This window comes from Arenimonas alkanexedens, from assembly GCF_054781355.1.
Window position 1 is genome coordinate 215,129 of record NZ_BAAGUO010000002.1, and the last position, 20,224, is coordinate 235,352.

General features: G+C 68.1%; 20 protein-coding genes. 11 read left to right on the forward strand and 9 right to left on the reverse strand.

Annotated elements, in window-relative coordinates:
* Window positions 1-38 precede the first annotated feature (38 nt).
* The gene (gltX, locus tag ACYVGY_RS05570) at window positions 39-1,439 is read right to left on the reverse strand and encodes a glutamate--tRNA ligase (protein ID WP_460456479.1); all 1,401 of its coding nucleotides are present in this window, start codon (window positions 1,437-1,439) and stop codon (window positions 39-41) included.
* 125 nt (window positions 1,440-1,564) lie between these two features.
* Between gltX and ACYVGY_RS05575 the strand changes: the two genes are divergently transcribed.
* Together ACYVGY_RS05575 and lpxH are read left to right on the forward strand one after the other, a co-directional pair.
* Window positions 1,565-2,242, forward strand: a complete 678-nt coding sequence (locus ACYVGY_RS05575; RefSeq protein WP_460456480.1) for a peptidylprolyl isomerase — start codon at window positions 1,565-1,567, stop codon at window positions 2,240-2,242.
* Window positions 2,239-2,964 carry a UDP-2,3-diacylglucosamine diphosphatase gene (gene lpxH, locus ACYVGY_RS05580; RefSeq protein WP_460456481.1) on the forward strand — a complete coding sequence of 242 codons (726 nt, stop codon included), beginning with the start codon at window positions 2,239-2,241 and terminating at the stop codon, window positions 2,962-2,964. Before ACYVGY_RS05575 ends, lpxH begins: the two co-directional genes overlap by 4 nt.
* Here the strand turns inward: lpxH and ACYVGY_RS05585 are convergent.
* Window positions 2,956-3,492 (reverse strand): hypothetical protein, encoded by a 537-nt coding sequence (locus ACYVGY_RS05585; protein ID WP_460456482.1) that lies wholly within the window; start codon window positions 3,490-3,492, stop codon window positions 2,956-2,958. The two genes, lpxH and ACYVGY_RS05585, sit on opposite strands and share 9 nt — an antisense overlap.
* A gap of 220 nt (window positions 3,493-3,712) precedes the next feature.
* Here ACYVGY_RS05585 and ACYVGY_RS05590 point away from each other — a divergent pair, with 220 nt between their 5' ends.
* Genes ACYVGY_RS05590 through ACYVGY_RS05600 form a run of 3 tightly spaced genes read left to right on the forward strand, consistent with a single transcriptional unit; the run spans window position 3,713 to window position 7,456 of the window.
* Window positions 3,713-4,261 (forward strand): ECF-type sigma factor, encoded by a 549-nt coding sequence (locus ACYVGY_RS05590; protein ID WP_460456483.1) that lies wholly within the window; start codon window positions 3,713-3,715, stop codon window positions 4,259-4,261.
* A 3-nt stretch (window positions 4,262-4,264) separates the two neighbouring features.
* Window positions 4,265-6,862, forward strand: a complete 2,598-nt coding sequence (locus ACYVGY_RS05595) for a serine/threonine protein kinase (protein WP_460456484.1) — start codon at window positions 4,265-4,267, stop codon at window positions 6,860-6,862.
* A gap of 21 nt (window positions 6,863-6,883) precedes the next feature.
* Window positions 6,884-7,456, forward strand: coding sequence for a hypothetical protein (locus ACYVGY_RS05600; RefSeq protein WP_460456485.1), 573 nt, complete (start codon window positions 6,884-6,886; stop codon window positions 7,454-7,456).
* A gap of 14 nt (window positions 7,457-7,470) precedes the next feature.
* Here ACYVGY_RS05600 and ACYVGY_RS05605 read toward each other — a convergent pair whose 3' ends face one another.
* The 6 genes from ACYVGY_RS05605 to folC form a co-directional block, all read right to left on the reverse strand.
* Window positions 7,471-8,163, reverse strand: a complete 693-nt coding sequence (locus tag ACYVGY_RS05605; RefSeq protein WP_460456486.1) for a hypothetical protein — start codon at window positions 8,161-8,163, stop codon at window positions 7,471-7,473.
* On the reverse strand, window positions 8,160-8,969 hold the full coding sequence (locus ACYVGY_RS05610) for a ferritin-like domain-containing protein (RefSeq protein ID WP_460456487.1): 810 nt from the start codon (window positions 8,967-8,969) through the stop codon (window positions 8,160-8,162). The genes ACYVGY_RS05605 and ACYVGY_RS05610 overlap by 4 nt, the downstream gene beginning before the upstream one ends.
* 27 nt (window positions 8,970-8,996) lie before the next feature.
* Window positions 8,997-10,466: an amidophosphoribosyltransferase gene (gene purF, locus ACYVGY_RS05615; protein ID WP_460456488.1), complete on the reverse strand. Its 1,470-nt coding sequence runs from the start codon at window positions 10,464-10,466 to the stop codon at window positions 8,997-8,999.
* A 3-nt stretch (window positions 10,467-10,469) separates the two neighbouring features.
* On the reverse strand, window positions 10,470-11,033 hold the full coding sequence (locus ACYVGY_RS05620; protein ID WP_460456489.1) for a CvpA family protein: 564 nt from the start codon (window positions 11,031-11,033) through the stop codon (window positions 10,470-10,472).
* A 19-nt stretch (window positions 11,034-11,052) separates the two neighbouring features.
* The gene (locus tag ACYVGY_RS05625) at window positions 11,053-12,033 is read right to left on the reverse strand and encodes an SPOR domain-containing protein (protein ID WP_460456490.1); all 981 of its coding nucleotides are present in this window, start codon (window positions 12,031-12,033) and stop codon (window positions 11,053-11,055) included.
* A gap of 72 nt (window positions 12,034-12,105) precedes the next feature.
* A complete protein-coding gene (folC, locus tag ACYVGY_RS05630; RefSeq protein ID WP_460456491.1) occupies window positions 12,106-13,356 on the reverse strand; it encodes a bifunctional tetrahydrofolate synthase/dihydrofolate synthase in 1,251 nt (416 codons plus the stop codon).
* Window positions 13,357-13,450: 94 nt separating this feature from the next.
* On the opposite strand from folC, the gene ACYVGY_RS05635 reads away from it, so the two are divergent.
* From ACYVGY_RS05635 to ACYVGY_RS05650, 4 genes are all read left to right on the forward strand, one after another.
* Window positions 13,451-14,101: a hypothetical protein gene (locus tag ACYVGY_RS05635; protein ID WP_460456492.1), complete on the forward strand. Its 651-nt coding sequence runs from the start codon at window positions 13,451-13,453 to the stop codon at window positions 14,099-14,101.
* A gap of 80 nt (window positions 14,102-14,181) precedes the next feature.
* The gene (locus ACYVGY_RS05640) at window positions 14,182-14,352 is read left to right on the forward strand and encodes a hypothetical protein (protein WP_460456493.1); all 171 of its coding nucleotides are present in this window, start codon (window positions 14,182-14,184) and stop codon (window positions 14,350-14,352) included.
* 9 nt (window positions 14,353-14,361) lie between these two features.
* Complete coding sequence (locus ACYVGY_RS05645; RefSeq protein ID WP_460456494.1) at window positions 14,362-14,535, forward strand: hypothetical protein; 174 nt, start codon at window positions 14,362-14,364, stop codon at window positions 14,533-14,535.
* 140 nt (window positions 14,536-14,675) lie between these two features.
* Entirely contained in the window at window positions 14,676-14,855 is a 180-nt protein-coding gene (locus tag ACYVGY_RS05650) for a hypothetical protein (protein ID WP_460456495.1), read from the forward strand.
* Window positions 14,856-14,890: 35 nt separating this feature from the next.
* Here ACYVGY_RS05650 and ACYVGY_RS05655 read toward each other — a convergent pair whose 3' ends face one another.
* Entirely contained in the window at window positions 14,891-15,541 is a 651-nt protein-coding gene (locus tag ACYVGY_RS05655) for a histidine phosphatase family protein (RefSeq protein ID WP_460456496.1), read from the reverse strand.
* 171 nt (window positions 15,542-15,712) lie between these two features.
* On the opposite strand from ACYVGY_RS05655, the gene ACYVGY_RS05660 reads away from it, so the two are divergent.
* The gene (locus ACYVGY_RS05660) at window positions 15,713-17,812 is read left to right on the forward strand and encodes a M13 family metallopeptidase (RefSeq protein WP_460456497.1); all 2,100 of its coding nucleotides are present in this window, start codon (window positions 15,713-15,715) and stop codon (window positions 17,810-17,812) included.
* Window positions 17,813-18,104: 292 nt separating this feature from the next.
* On the forward strand, window positions 18,105-20,201 hold the full coding sequence (locus tag ACYVGY_RS05665) for a M13 family metallopeptidase (protein WP_460456498.1): 2,097 nt from the start codon (window positions 18,105-18,107) through the stop codon (window positions 20,199-20,201).
* Window positions 20,202-20,224: the final 23 nt, after the last annotated feature.

Consider the following 20,224-nt stretch of genomic DNA (forward strand, 5'->3'; position numbering starts at 1 on the left):
TGAAATCAATTCGCGCACGGCCTCGTGGCAGGTGCGGTTCAGGCGGGGATACGCGCCAGCGCGGCGTCAATGCGCACCAGCGACTGCGCCTGTCCCGCCAGGAAAACCGTGTAGTCAATCGATGGACTGACCTGGGTGCCGGTAATCGCCACGCGCAGCGGCTGGGCGATCTTGCCCAGGCCCAGGCCCAAGGCCTCCGAACTGGCCTGCAGCACCCCATGCACGGCTTCCGGCGACCAAGCGGCGAGCGCCGCGAGGCCTTCACGCACCGTCGTCAACGGACCCCGCGCGGCCGCGACCAGGTGCTTGGCGACCGCCGCGTCGTCGTATTGCTCCAGCGGGCAGTACCAGACGTGGGCGCGCTCGGCCATTTCCTGCAGCGTCTGCACACGATCGCGCAGGGCCACCACCACGTCGGCCGGCCGGGGGCCTTTGGCCAGGTCGTAGCCGCGGGCGAGCAACTGCGGAACGAGGTGGGTGGCAACGTCCTCAGGGGCATCGGTCTTGAGATAGTGCTGGTTGAGCCAGCCGAGCTTGGCCGGGTCCAGTCGCGACGCCTTCTGGTTCACGTTCTCGATGGCGAACAGCTGCTTGAGCTCCGCCGTGCTGAAGATTTCCTGGTCGCCATGCGACCAGCCCAGCCGGGCCAGATAGTTCACCAGCGCATGCGGCAGGTAGCCCGCCTCCTTGTATGACATCACGTTGGCCGCGCCCGAGCGCTTGGACAGCTTGGCGCCCTCCGGATCGAGGATCATCGGCATGTGCGCGAAGTGCGGCACCGTGGCGCCAAGGGCTTTGTAGATATTGATCTGGCGCGGCGTGTTGTTGACGTGGTCGTCGCCACGGATGACGTCGGTGATACCCATGTCCAGGTCATCAACCACCACGGCGAAGTTGTAGGTCGGGTAGCCGTCGGAGCGGAAGATCACCAGATCGTCGAGCTCGTCATTGCTCCACTCGATGCGGCCCTTGATCTTGTCGTCGAACACCACGGTGCCGCCGATCGGATTCTTGAACCGGATCACGCGATTGGGATCGTCGCGGAAGGGCTCGTTGCGATCGCGATAGTGGCCGTTGTAGCGCGGCTTGAGCTGGGCAGCCATCGCCGTCTCGCGCATCGCCTCGAGCGCTTCCTTGGTTTCGTAAGCGTAGTAGGCGGTGCCCGCAGCGACCATCTGCTCGGCCACCTCGCGGTAGCGGTCCAGACGAGCGGTCTGGAAGATCGGGCCTTCGTCATATTCCAGGCCCAGCCAGTCCATGGCCTCCAGGATCGCGTCGATCGCGGCCTGGGTGCTGCGCTCCTGATCGGTGTCCTCAACCCGCAGAATGAACTGCCCCCCCCGGCGGCGCGCCTCCAGGTAGCAATAAAGCGCGGTGCGGGCACCGCCGATATGCAGGAAGCCGGTCGGGCTGGGGGCGAAGCGGGTACGGCAGGTCATCAGGCCAGGCTCGGGTGCGGGAAGCCTCGGATTTTACGCCAATTCCCAGCCACCCCCCACTCCCCATCATCCTGAAGGCCCTCCTACAGGGGCTGCGCTACGATGCGGGTAGACCCGATGCCCTGATGCCCATGCCCTTTCGTCTTCCCCCTGCTATCGCCCTGCTGCTGGCCGGCCTCTTGCTGGTGCCGCTCACTGCCGCCGCGTTGCCCGTGCCCCCCGCGCCGGCGCCGGCAACGGCCGCGGCGCCGATCCGGGTGCTGATGGTCACTGGCCTGGGCGAGATCACCCTGGAACTCGACGCGGCGGCCGCGCCCGACACCGTCGAGAACTTCCTGGGCTACGTCCGCGATGGCCACTACAACGGCACCGTATTCCACCGCGTCGTCCCGGGGCTGCTGGTGCAGGCTGGAGCCTTCACCCCCGACCTTCAGCAAAAACCGAGCCGCGCGCCGGTGCGTCACGAGGGCGGCAATGGCTTGTCCAACCGCCGCGGCACGATCGCCGCGGCCCGTGATCGCGGCGTGCTTGATTCCGCCACGGCGCAGTTTTTCTTCAATCTCGCCGACAATCCCAAGCTCGACCAGACCGCTGCCGACGATCCCTACACGGCCGGTTACGCGGTGTTCGGGCGCGTCCTTCAGGGGCTGGACGTGATCGACCGGATCGCGGCCGTACCGACCGGCGCCCAGGGACCGTTCGCGGCCTGGGTCCCGGACGTGCCGGTGGTGATCGAGCGCGTGCAGGTGCTCGATCCGCTGCCGCCCGTCACCGCCGCCGAGCCCGAGCCGGCGACACCATGACGGTCCTGTTCGTTTCCGACCTGCATCTGGATCAGGCGCGCCCGGCCATCACCCGGCTGTTCCTGGACTTCCTGGCCGGCGAGGCGCGTCAGGCCGAAGCGCTTTACGTACTGGGCGATCTGTTCGAAGCCTGGGTCGGCGACGATGACCCGGGCGAGCCCGGCGCCAGCGTCTGCGCCGGCCTGCGGGCGCTGGCCGAAAGCGGCGTGCCGGTTTTCCTGATGCGTGGGAACCGGGACTTTTTGTTTGGCCCCGACATCGCCGCACGCTGCAGCGCCACCCTGCTGCCCGACCCCTGCCTGGTCGACCTGCAGGGTCAGCCGACCCTGCTGATGCACGGTGACCTGCTGTGCAGTGACGATGTCGCCTATCAGGCGTTCCGGCGCCAGGTACGCGACCCGAATTGGCAGGCCCAGTTCCTGGCGCAGCCGCTGGCGGCGCGACAGGCCTTCGCCGCCAAAGCGCGCGAAGCCAGTGTCGAGCACCAGGCGGGAGTATCGCGCGCCATCACCGACACCCATCCCGCCACCGTGGCCGCCGTGATGTCGCAATACGGCGTAACGCGGCTGATCCATGGCCACACCCACCGCCCGGCCGTTCACTCACTCACGGTTGGCGAGCGCACCGCCACACGGGTGGTGCTGGGCGACTGGTACGAACAGGGCAGCGTGCTGCGGGTCAGCGCCGACGGCATGCAGCTGCTGGCGTTCGCCTCAGGGTGAGTTCACGGTTACGGTGACCAAGGCCGAGTAGCCCTCGCCCGCCGATTCCGAACTGGCTTCAAAGTCCCTGGCCATGACCTGCACGTGGGTGCCGCCCGCATCGACCACCATCAGGCCGCGCCCCTCGCCTGGCGTCCAGAAGCCCTGCAACAGCGTCGCCTCGTTGGCGCCCGCGTCGCCCGACTCGAGTCCGGCCGCCGTGAATTGGCCGGCCAGGGACGTCAGCGCGTCCTGCGCGCTGATCCCGCGCGCCCGGAGCATCACGATGCGCTGGGTGTTGCGCACTTTGGAGCTGAAGTCGGAGCCCACGGCGTAGTCGAATTCGGGCATCACGTCGCCCGGAAGCGCCGTCTTGAGCGTGGCACCCTTGGGCGCCGTTGCCGGGGAGCTGGCCTTGCGCTCCGCGGCCCGAGCGACGGCCTGCCGCATCACTTCCGCCGAATCGCTAGCCGGCGGCGCGACCTCAGCTTCGCCGCAGCCCGCCACCAGCACGGTGCCCAGTACAAGGCCAACAAGTCCAAAGCGCATGCGCCTACTCCCTGATTGATTTCCTGCAGCATACGCATTCGGGCGCGACATGCCGCCACAGAAACAGGAGTGGCGGGTTTCCATCGGGAATAACGTAACCAAGCCGAGCCTCCGAAAGGCGACCCACTGTTTGCCATTACTTGGAGCAGCCCCTAGCGTGATGTCCAGCCTGGCCAGGACCTGTCGTACACTCGAACGTGGCCTCACTGCCGGAGTCGTGATGACCCACGCACTGGACGATGACACGCCCGGGAATGACACCGGGCCCGTGTCGGCGTCGCTGGACGAGCAGATATACGCCCAACTTCGCCGCATCGCCCGCAGGCACATCGCCCAATGGGGATCGGGCGTCACCGCCAGCCCCACCACGATGGTGCACGAAGCCTATTTGCGACTTGCCGGCAACGGCGGCCAATACTGGGGAGACCGCGCGCACTTCCTTGCGGTCGCATCCCGGGCCATGCGACAGCTGCTGGTGGACAAGGCCAGGCGACGGCTGGCCGTGAAACGCGGCGGCGGCGCAGTGCATCTGACCGACTGTGAGCTGGTGCAGGACGACCCCGTGGCGCGCAGCACCCTGCTCGAGTTGGACGCCGCGCTTTCGAGCCTGGAGAAGCACGACCCGCTGCTGGCGCGGGTGGTCGAATGCCGGTTTTTTGCGGGGCTCAACGTGGCGGAAACGGCGCTGGCGCTGAACCGGTCGGAACGCAGCATCGAACGCGACTGGGTACGCGCCCGCGCCTACCTGCTGCTGGCCCTGGGCGACTGAGCCATGACCGCTACGTCCGACGATCGGGACATTCAGTGGCGCCGGGTAGACGGCGTTTTTTCCGCCTGCCTGGACCTGCCCGGCGCCGACCGCGAAGCATGGCTGTCGCGCGAATGTGCCACGGAACCCCATATCCAGACCCGCGTACTCGAACTGCTCGCCGCCAGCAACAGCGCGGATAGCCCGCTGGAGCACCGCGACCTGCTGCTGGCTGAGCTGATGCCGCTAGCCGATGTTTCGTTGTTGGTGCCCGGCAGCCAACTGGGTGAATACCGCATCCAGCGGCTGCTCGGCGAAGGCGGCATGGCCCGGGTCTATCTTGCCGAACAGCAGCACGCCGACTGGCAACGCCTGGTCGCCATCAAGGTGCTGTCCGTCGGCGGCAGTGAAATGCTGGCGCGGTTCCACGACGAGCGCCGCATCCTCGCGAGCCTCGAGCATGCGGGCATCGCGCGCCTGATCGACGCGGGAACGACCGACGACGACCTGCCCTTCCTGGTCACCGAGTTCGTCCAGGGCGAATCCATCCATCGTTATTGCGAACGGCTTGCGCTTTCGACGCCGGCACGGCTTGATCTTTTCCTTCAGCTGGCCGACGCAGTGCAACACGCCCATTCGCGGCTGGTGGTGCACCGGGACATCAAGCCATCGAACGTGCTCGTGGACGACGAGGGACGCGTCCGCTTGCTCGACTTCGGCATCGCCAAGCTGGTGGAAGAGGAAAAGAACGGCCCCACCACCCGGATCGGCCAACTGCCGATGACGCCCGAATACGCCGCCCCCGAACAGCTGGGCGGCGGCGCCATCAGTACCGCCATTGACGTGTATCAATTGGGCCTGATGCTGTTCGAACTCATCGTCGGGCAGCCGCCATGGAAGCACTGGGCCAGCGCCCAGGACCTGGCAACGCGACGCTTGCCCAGCGCCAGCACCGTGGCGATCTCGCTCAAGGGCGATGGCCGGCAGCGCGCCGGGCAGCTGCGCGGCGACCTCGACGCGATCATTGCCCGTGCGACGGCCAGCCAGCCCTGCGACCGCTACGCCACCGTGCAGGCCATGGCGGCCGATATTCGCTGTCACCTGCGCGGCCAGCCCACCAGCGTTCGCCGCGAGAGTCTCTACTCGGCCATCTGGCGGTTCGTGCGAAGCAATCGTGTTGCCTCTGCGGCTTCGCTGCTTTTTCTGGCAGCCGTGCTGGGTTGGGGCGCGACGATGCAAGTACAAAACCAGCGCCTGGAACGCGAACGCCAGGCCGTGGCGCGCGAAGCCCTCAATGCGCAACAAGCCAGAGCCTTTCTCCTCGACGTGTTCCAGCAGTCGGACCCGCTCCTTCAGGGCCGACCGGCCGCCGAACAATTGATTGCCAGGCGCTGGCTTCCTCACGTCGAGGCGGATGCACGCCGGGCACTGGCGGAATCACCCGGCGTGCAGGCCGCTGTATTCGAGAGCATCGCCCAGCTCTATACGCGTTCAGGCCGAGACGACGACGCCGAGCGCGTGCTGCGCGACGCGATCGCCCTGCATGAGCAGGCCGGTGATCCGGCCTCGTTCGCCAAGGCCGGCGTGCAGGCGGAGCTGGCTTCACTGCTGGCCTTCCGCGGCAAGAATGAAGAGGCCCGCGCACTGCTCGACGCCGCGCTGGCTCCCCTGGAGCCCATGACGGTTGCGGCGCCCGGTATCGCGGTCGCCGTACTGCTTGATGCCGGCACCGTGCTGGGCGCCTGGGGCGAGCACCAAGCCCGGGCAGAACGCATGCACCAATTGATCGGACTGCTGGCCGTCCCGGGCAATGCCTCGCCCATCGCCGAGGCGGAAGCCCGGCTGCAGCTGTCGGGGGCGATGACATCCCTGGGCGATGGCGAGGCCGCCGTGGCCGCGTCCAGCCTGGCACTGGACAAGGCGACTGCCGACCTGGGGCCCACTCACGCCCGGCTCGCCGCGATTCTGTCGAGCCACGCCAAAGCGCTGGGAATGGTGGGGCGAGCCGACGAAGCCGAAGCCGCGATGCGCCGAGCGCTGGACATCCAACTGCTTTGGGACTTGCCCGCCAGTGCTACGGTCCTGTCCCTACGCAACAACCTCGCGATTGCGTTGGGAGAAGCCGGGCGACGGGAGGCCGAGCAAGTCGAGTTGCGGCTCCTGCTCGACCTGCGACGCGAGGCCGGCAATACCGACAGCATCGAAATCGGCCGCAACCTCCAGAACCTGGGGGCATCGCTGGCAAAGACCGGTGACCACGCGGCCGCGGTCGATGCCTTGCACGAAGCCAGCCGCATCTTCAACCTGCACCTGGCCCAGGGTCACCCCCAACGCGCATTCCCACACATCACGCTGGCGCTGGTGCACCTGCAGTCGGGTGAGCCGACGCTAGCTCAATCATCGGCCGACTTGGCCGCCGCTGAGCTGCAGGATGCGCTGCCGGAAACCCACTACGCACACGCGATTATCGGCTGCCTTCGCGCCGAGGCCCGCTACGCGATCCAGGCGAACGACGAGACAGGCATGGCGCTGCGCCAATTCGCAGAGCAGCTGGACGCCAATCCTTCCGCGCCGCCGGAATACCGCCAACGATGCCGCGATGCGGCCCGCACACCCCCCTGACAAGCCAAAAAGGAAAACACGATGAAGCTTCCCATTGCCTTGGCCGCGATCACCTTGCTTTCGCTCGCCGCCTGCTCACCCGGCCCCGCGTCCGACGCCGCCACCGACGAGGCGGAATACGCCAACGCTTCCGAATCAATGCCTGAAGCCGAAGCCTCCGTAGCTCCGCCCGCCGCACCGGTCGACCAAGGCGACTGCGACCTGCTCACCTCGGAGGAAGTCAGTGCCGCCTTCGGCGGAAAATTGACCGTCGCCAGGGCCAGCGGCCGGGGCGGCCGAGGCGGCAGCTGCACCTACAGCCTGGCCGAAGTCTCCGAAAGCGAACTTATTATCCAGGTAGGCAACGAAGCCAGCTATCTGGCGCGGCGGGACGGCTATGCCGACCAGTCCAGCGTCAGCATGGAGCCGCTGGCATTGGGCAAAGAGGCATTCGCAGTGAACGGCGGCGCCCAGATCATCGCGCTCAACGACAAGGGCCAGTCCCTCAGCGTTGGGCTGGTGTTGTTCGTCTTCAACCAGCCCCTGCCGATGACCAAGGAAGAGCTCGAAGCAGGCGTGGAAAGCCTGAGCCGGATCGCCTTCGAGCGCATGTGAGTGAGGCAGCCGGCTTACTCAGCCAGGTGCCGGGCCGGCAGGAAGCCAGCCACTTCGAATTCAAAGGCGGGCACCAGGTGGCCCGAGCGAGGCAGTTCGATGCGAACGCGCGTGGCTTGCGTCATCGCCGCAAGGAAGCGGTCGCGCTCCTCGATGAACACAGCGGGCCCGGTGCCGGTGTCGGCCGGATCGCCGGTAAACCGCTCAGGCTCGCCCTCGTCGAATCGGATCTGGATCACGCAGGGCGGGCCACAGCCGAGCTTCTGCTGGTTCAGGACCAGGTAGGCACTCTCGCCCCATTCCGGGTGCCTTCGCAGAATCAGGCGGGCGTCGGGCGAAGCGGCCGCCACCTCGCCCGAATAGGTCTCGACCCGGCTGTAGAGCGCCGCCGTGTGCTGGATGCCACCGGCGGCGGGGATGCTCTGGTACTCCCAAAGCCCGATCAGGCGGCGGCGCTCGCGCATCTGCTCGGCCTGAACGCGCACTTCGCCGAGCGTGCTGCGCATGGTCGTAGCGGCCTGGGTCTCGCCGTGCCGCTGGCGCAGCTCGTCGCCGCGGGCTTCGGCGATCTCGAAGTCGCCCGCCGTACGCGCGGCTTCATAAGCCACCAAAAGTTCAGCGCCCGCGGTTTCGTCAAACGCCGGGTCAACCGGCTGCGGCTGGCACGCAACCAAAAGCAGCAGGACGGCCGTCATCATTCGCTTCATTTGGCGGGCTCCATGGCTTCGAGTTCGGTCATTTCGTAGTCGTCGAAGCCGGCGGCATGCCGGGCCGGACGATTGAAGGGGCCGCGCAGCGAGCCGCGTGCCACTTCGCGCACCAGCCGGATGAATTCGCGCCCCGGCGCCAGCCCCTCGCGCTCGCAGCACCAGTGGAACCAGCGCGTGCCCGCGGCCACGTGGGCCACCTCTTCGCGCAGGATCACTTCCAGCACCGCGGCCGACGCCTCGTCGCGATTGAGCCGTAGCCGCGTAATGATGCCCGGCGTCACGTCCAGGCCACGCGCCTCGAGCACGCGCGGCACCAGCGCCATGCGCCGCAGGCAACTGTCGGCGGTGGCCACGGCCATCTCCCACAGGCCGTTGTGCGCGAGATGATCGCCATAGGCGGTGTCCAGCGCAGCCAGGCGTTCGGACAGCAAGGCGAAGTGGCGCGCCTCGTCCTCGGCCACGCCGACCCAGTCGGCGTAGAAGTCCGCCGGCATACCGCGGAACCGATACACCGCATCCCAGGCCAGGTTGATCGCGTTGAACTCGATGTGCGCGATGGCGTGCAGGAAAGCACCGCGCCCGGCCTCGCTGCCCAGCCCGCGCTGCGGCACTTCCCGCGGCGACACCAGCTGCGGCGCGTCGGGCCGGCCCGGCACCGGAATCGCCTCCGGCACCGATGCATCGTCCGAAATCGCCAGCCGCCCGGCCCGGAACGCGACCGCGGCGTCGTGCGTAAGGCGCAGCTTCTCCGCCGGCTGGCATGCCATCAGGCATTCGAGGGCGACGTCGTGCAGGGATCGCATCATTGAATCGTCGGATGCTGCACAGGCTTAAACGCTGCGCCGCTTCCGCTTCGCTTCGTCGGAACGCAGCTGCTGGATACGTTCAAAGTAGCCCGGCTCGATGCCGGTGACGTACTCGCCGCTGAAGCAGGAGCTGTCGAACTTGCGGCCCGGGAACTTGGGGCCGGCGACCGCCGCCTCCAGGTCGGCCAGGTCCTGGTAGATCAGCCAGTCGCAGCCCAGCACCTTCTCGATCTCGTCCTCGGTGCGCCCGTGCGCGACCAACTCCTCGACCGAAGGCATGTCGATACCGTAGATGTTCGGGTAGCGCACCGGCGGCGCCGCGGAAGCCAGGTAAACCTTCTTGGCGCCAGCGTCGCGCGCCATCTGCACGATCTGCTGGCTGGTGGTGCCACGCACGATCGAATCATCCACCAGCAGCACCACGCGACCCTTGAACTCCAACGGGATCGGGTTGAGCTTGCGGCGCACCGACTTCACCCGCTCACCCTGCCCCGGCATGATGAAGGTGCGGCCGACGTAGCGGTTCTTGATGAACCCCTCGCGATACTTCACGCCCAGCACATTGGCGATTTCCAGCGCGGCGTCGCGCGAAGTGTCGGGGATCGGGATCACGGTGTCGATGTCGTGGTCGGGACGCAGGCGCAGGATCTTCTGGCCCAGGGTCACGCCCATGCGCATGCGCGCCTTGTGCACCGAGATGTTCTCGATCATCGAGTCGGGGCGCGCGAAGTACACGAACTCGAAGATGCAGGGGGCATGCGGCTGCTCCTGCACGATGGCTTCGGCATACAGCTCGCCATCGGGCGTAATCACCACGGCTTCGCCCGGCAACACATCACGCACCCGCACGAAGCCCAGGATATCGAGCGCGACCGATTCCGAGGCCACCGCGTACTCGGGGCGGCCATCGCGCTCGCGCCGGCCCAGCACCAGCGGACGAATGCCGTGCGGGTCGCGGAAGGCCACCAGGCCCAGGCCCAGCACCATCGCCACCGCCGCGTAACCGCCGCTGCAGCGGCGATGCACGCCGGCCACGGCCGCCGCGGCGGCCTGCGGGTCGAGCCGGCCCTGCGCCTGCAGCTCATGCGCGAACACATTGAGCAGCACTTCGGAGTCCGACTCGGTGTTGATGTTGCGCTTGTCCTGCTCGAACACCATGCGCCGCAGCGCGTCGGTGTTGATCAGGTTGCCGTTGTGCGCCAGCGCGATGCCGTAGGGCGAATTGACATAGAAAGGCTGGGCCTCGTCGCTGCCCTCGGAGCCGGCCGTCGGATAGCGGCAATGGCCGATGCCAACCTTGCCCGCCAGCAGCTCCATCGCGCGCTCGTCGAAGACCTCCTTCACCAGTCCGTTGCCCTTGTGCAGGCGCAGCCGGCTGCCGTCGAGCGTGGCGATGCCGGCCGCGTCCTGGCCGCGGTGCTGAAGCACCGTCAGCGCGTCGTACAGGGCGGCCGCCACGTCGGTGGAGCCGGCGATTCCGATGATGCCGCACATGATTCAGTTCTCCGGAACAGGGGGGGCGGTCGCGTCTTGCGGCACGACCGGGTCACTCATTTGGGGCAACAACGATGGCGCTGCGAAGTTCAGTTCGCTGGCAGCGCCGTCAGGCAGGAAAGCCTGCATCCACTCAGCGCCGCGCTGGACGCCGGGCATCAGTTTCGACTCATGCCACCAGGCTTCGGCAGGCAGCGCCGTGAAGCCCATCAGCAGCACCGCGACGCAGGCCAGCACCAGGCCGCGCATCAAGCCGAAGCCGACGCCCAGCACCCGGTCGGTGGCCGACAGGCCGGTGTTGGCGATGAACTTCCCCAGCGCCCAGGTCACCAGGCCGCCCAACAGCAGCACCCCGACGAAGACGCCGGCATAGCCCAGGAAAAGCCGCGCCGACGCCTGCTCGACGCCGGAAAAGAATTCCGAGGCCTCGGCGCCGAAGCCAATCGCGACCCAGAACGCCGCAACCCAAACCGTCAGCGACAGCACCTCAACCACGAAACCGCGCCACAGGCCAACGCCCATCGACACCAGCAGCACCGCCAGCAGCGCGTAGTCAGCCCAGTTCATCATCAACGCCGTTCGTGGTTCACGGGTGCGGCACGACGATGGCGTCCGGCATGGCCAGCTTGCTGCGCACGGTGTCCAGCAGGCGATCGGCACTGGCACGATCGGCCTCCGGCCCGACCCGGACGCGCCAGATCGCACCGCGGTCGGTATTGACCCGCTGGTGGAAGGCGACGAAGCCAGCGGCGCGGGCGCGATCACGCAGCGCGTTGGCGTCAGCTTCCGAGCTGAGCGCGCCCAGCTGCACCGCGAAACCCACCGTCGGCGCCGTGCTGGCGCGCGCGGGTGCGGCCGCGGCGGCAGACGCCGACGCGTTGAGCGCCACCACGACCGCCGAACCACCGGTCACCGACTCCACCCGCAGGCGTGCGGCCTCGGCCGCAGTGCGGTCACCGTAAGGTCCTACGCGCAGGCGCATGGCCGGCTTGCCGGAAACGTCCACGGATTCACTGGTCAGGGGCAGGCCGCGCGAACGCAGTTTGTCAGCCAGCACGCGGGCATTGGCCAGGTTGGAGAAACTGCCGACGTTGACCATGTAGTTGCCACCCGCCGTGCTGGCGGGCGCCGGGGTCGTCGCGGCCGGCGACGACACGGCAACCGGCGGCGGCGCCACGGGCGCGTCGGGCGTCGGCGTCACCGCGACTGGCGCGGGGGCCGGCACCGGCAGACCGCTGGCGGCATCGACTGCGGCGAGCGGCGCGTTCTGGTCCTCAGGGTCCAGCCCGGTGCGCGCTGGCGGCAGCGTGGTCTGGTCGACCGTGGCCAGCGCATTGGGATCGGCCGGCCGCGGCGCCATGCCGAGCACGCCGCCATCGGGCGCCTGCGCCGCCGGCAAGGTCAGGGGCACTTCGCGGGTCTCGAAGGCCTGGTCTGGTGCCGCGGGCATGTCCAGGGGTACCTGGGCAGCATCGGGCTCGGACAGGTCGGGGCCCTTGAGCAGCATGGGCAGGAAGATCATCGCCAGCGCCACCAGCACGGCGGCGCCGATCAGGCGTTGTTTCAAGGCTGAATCCATCGGGGCGCGGTCCGGCCGGGGAGTGGCGCGAATTATAGCCGGGTTGCTGCTTGCGCTTGCTCAGCGCGAAGCCAGCGCTTCAGCCACGGTGTGGAAAGAGCCGAACACCAGCACCCGCCCCGCCGGCCCGATCGCCACCGCAGCCGCCTGCAGCGCGGCGCCCAGGCTTTCGTGAGACCGCAGCGCGGCCTCGGGCAGGGCCGCCCGCAGGCGCTCGGCCAGCGCGTCCACCGCCAGCCCGCGCGGTCCCGCATCGGTAATCGGTCCGAGGTGCCAGGCCAGCACATGCGGCGCCACCGGTCCGACGAGGCCCGCGATGTCCTTGTCGGCCAGCGCGCTGAACACCGCGACCGTCGGCCGCGGGTTCGCCGCCAGCCAGTCGCCGAGCTGGCGCGCGCTCTGCGGGTTGTGGGCGACGTCGAGCACGCGTTCGGGCGCGCCCGGCAGCCGCTGCAGCCGGCCCGGGACGCGAGCGGCGCGCACGCCTTCGCGCAGCGCGGCGTCAGGGATCGGCAGGTCGAGGGCACGCAGGGCCGCAATCGCCGCCGCCGCGTTGCCGCGCTGGGCCGGGGCTTCCAGCGTGGGATGGGGCAGCGTGATCTCGTAGCCCGGTTCGCGCCAACGCCAGCCCTCGTCGCCCAGGTCGTCCAACAGATAGTCGGAATGACCGCGAATCGCGAACGCGCCGATCGCGTAGGCGCGGCGCAGCACCGACGAAGGCGGATCCTTCTCGGCCAGCACGCAGGGTTTGCCGGCGCGCAGGATGCCGGCCTTCTCGGCACCGATCGCCTCGCGATCAACGCCCAGATAGTCCTGATGGTCGAGGTCGACGGTGGTGATCACCGCCACGTCTGCGTCGATGATGTTCACGGCATCCAGGCGTCCGCCCAAGCCGACCTCGAGGATCGCCAGGTCCAGGCCGGCAGCCTCGAACAGCATCAGCGCGGCCAAGGTGCCGAACTCGAAATACGTCAGCGGAATCTCGCCCCGAGCCGCCTCGATGCTTTCGAACGCCGCTATCAGGGCGTCGTCGCCGGCATCCTCGCCATTGATGCGCACGCGCTCGTTGTAGCGCAGCAGGTGCGGCGAGGTGAACGCCCCGACCCGCAGCCCGGCCGCGCGCGCCATCGCCTCGATGAAGGCGACCGTGGAGCCCTTTCCGTTGGTGCCCGCAATGATCGCCACCTTTCGCCCGGGCGAACCCAGGCCCAGGCGCCGGGCGACCTCAGCCACGCGCTCCAGCCCCATTTCAATGTCCCGGGGGTGGACGGTTTGCTGGTATTCGAGCCATTGGTCGAGGGTTCGCTGCATGCGCTCATTATCCGGCATGGCGGCTCGCGACGGCGAGCGCGGGGGACGCCGGGGGATTGCGATACGCTGCGGTGGCGAAGCGAGGAGAGCGGCCATGCGGCAGCGACCAATCATTCCGGGAGGCAGGGCCTGCAGGCTGGCGCTGCTGATGCTGCTGGCGCTGGCGGGCTGTTCGCCGTCCCCGCCGCCGGCCCTGGCGCCTTGCGCCATGGCCCCCTTGAAGCCAGGCGAGGGCCTGGCCGACCTGCAGCTGGGCCGCACTACGCTGGGCGACGTCCTCGCGCGCCTCGGCCCGGGGCAGGTCACGCTGATGGCCGGCAACTACACGACCTATCAGCTCAGCTATGCCAATGGCGGCCTGGTCCTGATGTTCGAAGTCCAGCACGGCCCCTGCTGGACGGCGCATCGCGCGATGCCGGCGCAACAGGCGGCGCGCGATCTGCCCGCCTTCGTCCGCGAAATCCCGGCGTGTGCGGCACTGCCCCTGCACAGCCTCGCGCTGCGGCCGCCCTTCTATCGAGGCGCCACCGACCGCGGGTTTCGACTGGGCGATGGCGTCAACACCAGCGGCGTCCACGGCGAATGGGTCGTGGATGGCGACCCGTTCATGCACGCCGGGATAGATGACACGCCCGAACACCGTGCCGACTTCCCCAACGGCCTTTCGCTGTTCTTTGACGGGCTGTGGATCAACGAAGGCCCGCCGGTGCGGATGATGCTGATCTCCGACCCCGAAAGCCGGTGAGGCCGCCCAAAACGGGCCCGGGCGGAGCCTTGGTGCGGCACAGCGGTTAGACTAAGCGCCTACCCGCACCGAGCCCGCCCATGGCAAAGCCCAATTATTCGTTCGAAAAGCGCCAGCGCGAGCTCGCCAAAGCCAAGAAGAAAGCCGAGAAAGACGCCGAAAAGGCCGCCCGCAAGCGCGCCGGCGAGCCGGAGCAGGCTCCTGAAGGCGACGACACCGCCGCCGACGGCGCGCCGCAAGCCAACGACTGACCCCCGGCGATGAAGTGGGTTGCACGATGCTCGGGCGGCGGCAAGTCGCCCTGGTCGGTGCATCGCGAGAGCCAGGAAAACTACCTGGTCGCCAACTTTGACGGCTTCTTCTCCCGCCGGCTGACGATGCGCCAGATGCCCGGGCCGACCATCGCCACCTTCGATTCGCGGAGAAACGTCTGACCGGCCGCCTGGCCGGTGGGTCCGATCGCTACGAAATCATCCATCACCCCGGCCTGCACGCCTCGATCCGTCACAACGGCATCCAGGTCGCGGAGGTCGTCGAGAACCGGCTGCAGTGGGGCCACGAGAAAGTACTCGACGTGACTAGCGACGACGATGTGGACACCGACCGGTTCGCAGCGCTGCTGGCCTGCTATCTGGCCTCTGGCCCGATAGCCGCGCAGCACAACGGATTCTTCAGCCTCAATTTCGGGCGCCTGCTGCCGGGCAAGCCGCCGCGCCCGTCCAGCTGGAAGCCCCGCCTGCGCGACCCGCCGTAAGCGCCGGCCCCTCGCGAGCGGCCAAGCCCCACGGGTTAAAGCGCCCGGTGCACCGCTTCGCCGAACAATCCCGTGTGGTGGTTGCAGTCGTTGAGACGCACCACGTCCAGCGACATCACTGACTCGCCCTCGAGCAGGTTCAGCGTCGTGGGGGCCTGCCGGAAGCTCCACATCCGCGACAGCGGCAGGCCCAGGATTCGGCACAGGATGACGCGGTTGACCGCGTCGTGGGCGACCACCAGCAGCGTGTCGTCTGCCCCGAGGCCGTCGCAGGCGCGCTGGAAGGCCGGCCAGCAGCGGTCCAGCACCTGGATGATCGATTCCCCGCCCGGGCCGGGCATCTGCACCGTTTCCGGCGCATCCCGCCAGGCCTTCAGCAGCACCGGGTCCTTGGCGCGGATCTCGGCGGCTAGCAGGCCCTCCCAGTCGCCGTGGCCGATTTCCTGAAGGTCCGGATCCAGCGTCAGCTGCGCGGCGCGGGCGCTGCCCAGCGCCAGCTCGGCGGTGCGGCGCGCACGCCCGAGCGGCGAGGCCACGGCACGCGTCACCGGCACCTGGGCCAGGCGCTGGCCCAGCTTGCGTGCCTGTTCCTCGCCGACCGGCGACAGGGCAATGTCGCGTTGGCCCTGGTAGCGGCCTTCGGCGTTCCAGGGGGTTTCCCCGTGGCGGGCGAGCAGGACCTTCATCGGCAGGGTCGTCCAAGAGTCGGCAAGGGCGGCCAAAGTACGAAATCCCCGCGGACGAGGCAAACCAGCGCGCGTCCCGAGCCACGGCCGCGACCCATGACCTCTGGCCTACACCATGCTCACCGCCAATGCCCTAGGCTTCGGCGTCCACTCGTCAACCCCGGGGAATCCATGAACCTGCGCCCGCTCAAGCCGCTCGCACTCGCTTTTTCCATCACCTTCGCCCTGGCTGCCTGCCAGAAGACCGAAGCCCCGGCCGAGCCGGTCGCCGAAGCCCCGCAGCTGCAGGTGGACCTGTCCCAGGTCGCCCAGCAGCCGATCTCGCTGAGCGCCGACGACGTCAGCCCCGAGATCCAGGCCTGCCAGGACTTCAACGGCCACGTGAACGCCAAGTGGCTCGCCGCCAACCCGGTGCCTGCCGACCGCACGACCTGGGGCGCCTTCCCGGCGCTGGGCGAGCGTTCGCTGCAGGTGCAGCACGAGATCGCCAAGGCCGCGGCGGCCGGTGACTTCGCCGAAGGCAGCATGGAGCGCAAGGTCGGCGACTTCTTCAGCGCCGGCATGGACGAAGCGGCGATCGAAGCCGCCGGTATCTCGCCGGTCCAGCCCGAGCTCGACCGCATCGCCGCGATCGCTTCCAACGCGGACATCCCGGCCTACCTGGGCGCCGCCTACGCGGAAGGCAACGGCATGCTGTTCGGCTTCTATGCGATGGCCGACTACAACGACTCGAACATCAACATCGCCTATGCCACCCAGGGCGGCCTGTCGCTGCCCGAGAAGGCCTACTACCTGGAAGACCGCGAGGACTACCTCAAGGTCCGCACCGCGTTCCTGGCCCACGTCGAGACCCTGATGACCCTGGCCGGCGCCGACGCCGAGACCGCGAAGGCCCAGGCCCAGCAGGTGCTCGACTTCGAGACCCGCATCGCCCGCTCCTCGCTCGGCCGCGTCGAAATGCGCGACCCGGCGACGCGCTACAACCCGGTCAGCCTGGCCGACGCCAACGCCAGCACGCCGAACTTCGACTGGACGGCGTTCTTCAGCGCGCTCGACGTCGAGGCGCCGACCAGCTTCTCGCTGGCCATGCCGGGCTTCTTCAAGGAATTCGACGCGATGCTGGCCGACGTGCCGGTCGAGCAGTGGAAGACCTGGCTGCAGTTCCGCGCCATCGACGGCGCCGCGCCCTACCTGAGCAGCGCCTTCGAGCAGGCCAACTTCGAGTTCTATCGCAAAACCCTCGCCGGCCAGCAGGAAATGGCGCCGCGCTGGAAGCGCGTGCTCGGCGCGCTCAACGGCAGCATGGGTGAAGGCTTCGGCCAGCTCTACGTCGCACAGGCCTTCCCGCCGGAGTCCAAGGCCAAGATGGAAGCGCTGGTCAGCAACCTCATGGCCACGCTCAAAGTCCGCCTCGAGAACCTGGAGTGGATGAGCGAGGAGACCAAGGTCAAGGCGATCGAGAAGTGGTCGAGCTTCACGCCGAAGGTCGGTTACCCGGACAAGTGGCGTGACTGGAGCGGCCTGGACGTGGGTGGCGACAGCTACGCCGGCAACCTGATGGCGGCCTCGGCCTTCAACTACCGCTACAACCTCGACAAGATCGGCAAGCCGGTCGACCGCAGCGAGTGGGGCATGAGCCCGCAGACGGTGAACGCCTACTACCGCGCCACCGCCAACGAGATCGTGTTCCCGGCCGCGATCCTGCAGCCGCCGTTCTTCGACGTGAATGCCGACGACGCGCTCAACTACGGCGGCATCGGCGCGGTCATCGGCCACGAGATGCTGCACGGCTTCGACGACCAGGGCAGCAAGTTCGACGCGGCCGGCAACATGGCCAACTGGTGGACCGACGCCGACCGCACCAACTTCAACGCCCGCACCGACAAGCTCGCCGACCAGTACAGCGGTTACGAGGCGCTGCCGGGCATGAACGTGAACGGTCGCCTGGGCCTGGGCGAGAACATCGCCGATCTCGGCGGCGTCACCGTCGCCTTCGACGCGCTCCAGCGCGCCCAGGGCGAAGGCTTCACCGATCCGATGGTCGACGGCTACAGCCAGGACCAGCGCTTCTTCATGAACTGGGCCACGGTCTGGCGCATCGCCTTCACCGAGGCGCAGCTCAAGCAGCAGCTGACGGTCGGCCCGCACTCGCCGGGCATGTTCCGCGCGGTCGGTGCACCGTCGAACCTGCCGGCCTTTGCCGACGCCTTCGGCTGCAAGGAAGGCGACAAGATGGTGCGCTCGGGAGATGACCGCGTCGTCATCTGGTAAGACCAGGCAAGCCCGCAACCCCCAGGAAGCCCGGCCCCGCGCCGGGCTTCTTCTTTCCCGCAGGAGGGACTTCAGTCCCGAAGCCCCCCCTCTGTAGGAGGGCCTTCAGGCCCGAAGCTTTCCGCCAAAAAGCTTCGGGCCTGAAGGCCCTCCTACAGAGGGTGGCGTCATCTCGGGCGTGACGTGTGGCCTTTGCCGGAACGGACCGGGAGGTCCAGACTCATGGGGCTCGGCTGCCGTCTGTGGCAGCCCCCCCTTTCCTCATCTGGCCCGACCGGGCCTGGAGACTGCCGTGAATCCTCGCAACTTCAAACCTCTCGCCCTGGCCCTTGCGGTCACCGTCGCGCTCGCCGCCTGCCAGAAGGCCGACGCGCCCGCCGACGCTGCCGTCGCGCCGACGGACGCTGCCCCGGTGGTCGACCTCGCCACGCTCAAGACGCCGGCCATCTCGCTGATGGCCAGCGACGTGGATACCAATATCGCCGCCTGCCAGGACTTCGACGGCTTCGTCAACGCGAAGTGGCTCGCCGCCAATCCGGTGCCGTCCGACCGCACCACCTGGGGCCCCTTCGTGGTGCTGTCCGAGCGCTCGCTCGAGATCCAGCAGAAGCTGGTCGAGAACCTGGCCGCGCAGGCCGATGCCAGCGGCACCGCCAAGCTGATCGGCGACGTCTGGGCCACCGGCATGGACGAAGCCGCCGTCAACGCCGCCGGCATGACCCCGATCCAGCCGATGCTCGACCAGATTGCCGCGCTGGAAAGCCCCGAGGCGATCGCGGAGTTCATCTCCACCAGCTACGCCAAAGGCCAGGGCTTCGTGTTCGGCTTCGGCCCGAGCCCGGATTTCAAGGACTCCAGCGTCAACATCGCCTACGCCAGCCAGGCGGGCCTGGGCCTGCCGGACCGTGATTACTACTTCGATGAGAAGCACGCCGCCGTGCGCGAGGCTTACGTCGCCCATATCGCCAAGGTGCTTCAACTGGCCGGTGCCGACGAGGCAACCGCCGCGTCCCAGGCCGCCGACGTGATGGCCTTTGAAACGCGCCTGGCCAAGGTCTCGGCCTCCAGCGAACAGCTCTCGCGCGACGTGTCGCTGTACTACAACCCGATCAGCATCGCCGACGCCGACGCGCTGACGCCGAACTTCAAGTGGTCCAGCTACTTCGCCGCACAGGGCCTGGACCTGCCGGAGATGTTCTCGCTGGCCCAGCCCGATTTCCACAAGGAAGTCAGCGTGATGCTGGCCGACGTGCCGGCCGCCACCTGGCAGGCCTACCTGCGCTTCCAGGCCGTGGACGGCCTGTCGCCGTTCCTGTCGGACGCCTTCGCCGAAGAGAACTTCAACTTCTACGGCAAGACGCTGCGCGGCCAGGCCGAAATGCAGCCGCGCTGGAAGCGCGTGCTCAACACCATCAACGGCCAGTTGGGCGAAGCCCTGGGCATGGAATACGTTGAAGTCGCGTTCTCGCCCGAGGCCAAGGCGCGCATGCAGGAGCTGGTCGGCAACCTCAGCACCGCGCTCAAGGCCCGCATCGAGAATCTCGAGTGGATGAGCCCGGAAACCAAGGAACAGGCGCTGGTGAAGTGGGCCTCGTTCACGCCCAAGATCGGCTACCCGGACAAGTGGCGCGACTGGAGCGGCCTGCAGACCAGCCGCGACAGCTTCGTCGCCAACCTGATGGCGGCCGGTGAATTCAACCATCGCTTCAACCTGGCCAAGATCGGCCAGCCGGTGGACAAGACCGAATGGCAGATGAGCCCGCAGACGGTCAACGCCTACTACAACCCGCTGGCCAACGAGATCGTATTCCCGGCCGCGATCCTGCAGCCGCCGTTCTTCGACCTTGAAGCCGACGATGCGGTGAACTATGGCGGCATCGGCGCGGTGATCGGCCACGAGATGATCCACGGCTACGACGACCAGGGCAGCCGCTTCGACGCCACCGGCAACTTCAAGAACTGGTGGACCGAGGCCGACATGACCGGTTTCCAGGAGCGCACCCGCCGACTGGTCCAGCAGTTCAACGAGTACGGCTACGGCGACGACATGAAGGTCAACGGCAACCTGACCCTGGGCGAGAACATCGCCGACCTGGGCGGCCTGGCCGTGGCCTTCGACGCCCTGCAGAAGGCGCTGGAGAACAAGCGCGTGGCCCAGATCGACGGCTACACGCCGGACCAGCGCTTCTTCATGAACTGGGCCACCGTGTGGCGCGTGAACTACAAGCCCGAAGAGCTCAAGGTGCGCCTGCAGACCGATCCGCACGCCCCGGCCCGCTTCCGCGCCATGGGTGCGCCCTCGAACCTGCCGGCCTTTGCGGCGGCCTTCGGCTGCGTGGAAGGCGATCCGATGGTCCGCGGCGGCGACGCCAAGGTCTCGATCTGGTGATTTCCTGAGGCATTGAGCTTCGC

Excerpts from the sequence above, each read along its gene's own strand:
- gltX (WP_460456479.1), bottom strand. The coding sequence starts at position 1,439 with ATGACCTGCCGTACCCGCTTCGCCCCCAGCCCGACCGGCTTCCTGCAT.
- ACYVGY_RS05575 (WP_460456480.1), top strand. The coding sequence starts at position 1,565 with ATGCCCATGCCCTTTCGTCTTCCCCCTGCTATCGCCCTGCTGCTGGCC.
- lpxH (WP_460456481.1), top strand. The coding sequence starts at position 2,239 with ATGACGGTCCTGTTCGTTTCCGACCTGCATCTGGATCAGGCGCGCCCG.
- ACYVGY_RS05585 (WP_460456482.1), bottom strand. The coding sequence starts at position 3,492 with ATGCGCTTTGGACTTGTTGGCCTTGTACTGGGCACCGTGCTGGTGGCG.
- ACYVGY_RS05590 (WP_460456483.1), top strand. The coding sequence starts at position 3,713 with ATGACCCACGCACTGGACGATGACACGCCCGGGAATGACACCGGGCCC.
- ACYVGY_RS05595 (WP_460456484.1), top strand. The coding sequence starts at position 4,265 with ATGACCGCTACGTCCGACGATCGGGACATTCAGTGGCGCCGGGTAGAC.
- ACYVGY_RS05600 (WP_460456485.1), top strand. The coding sequence starts at position 6,884 with ATGAAGCTTCCCATTGCCTTGGCCGCGATCACCTTGCTTTCGCTCGCC.
- ACYVGY_RS05605 (WP_460456486.1), bottom strand. The coding sequence starts at position 8,163 with ATGAAGCGAATGATGACGGCCGTCCTGCTGCTTTTGGTTGCGTGCCAG.
- ACYVGY_RS05610 (WP_460456487.1), bottom strand. The coding sequence starts at position 8,969 with ATGCGATCCCTGCACGACGTCGCCCTCGAATGCCTGATGGCATGCCAG.
- purF (WP_460456488.1), bottom strand. The coding sequence starts at position 10,466 with ATGTGCGGCATCATCGGAATCGCCGGCTCCACCGACGTGGCGGCCGCC.
- ACYVGY_RS05620 (WP_460456489.1), bottom strand. The coding sequence starts at position 11,033 with ATGAACTGGGCTGACTACGCGCTGCTGGCGGTGCTGCTGGTGTCGATG.
- folC (WP_460456491.1), bottom strand. The coding sequence starts at position 13,356 with ATGCAGCGAACCCTCGACCAATGGCTCGAATACCAGCAAACCGTCCAC.
- ACYVGY_RS05635 (WP_460456492.1), top strand. The coding sequence starts at position 13,451 with ATGCGGCAGCGACCAATCATTCCGGGAGGCAGGGCCTGCAGGCTGGCG.
- ACYVGY_RS05640 (WP_460456493.1), top strand. The coding sequence starts at position 14,182 with ATGGCAAAGCCCAATTATTCGTTCGAAAAGCGCCAGCGCGAGCTCGCC.
- ACYVGY_RS05645 (WP_460456494.1), top strand. The coding sequence starts at position 14,362 with ATGAAGTGGGTTGCACGATGCTCGGGCGGCGGCAAGTCGCCCTGGTCG.
- ACYVGY_RS05655 (WP_460456496.1), bottom strand. The coding sequence starts at position 15,541 with ATGAAGGTCCTGCTCGCCCGCCACGGGGAAACCCCCTGGAACGCCGAA.
- ACYVGY_RS05660 (WP_460456497.1), top strand. The coding sequence starts at position 15,713 with ATGAACCTGCGCCCGCTCAAGCCGCTCGCACTCGCTTTTTCCATCACC.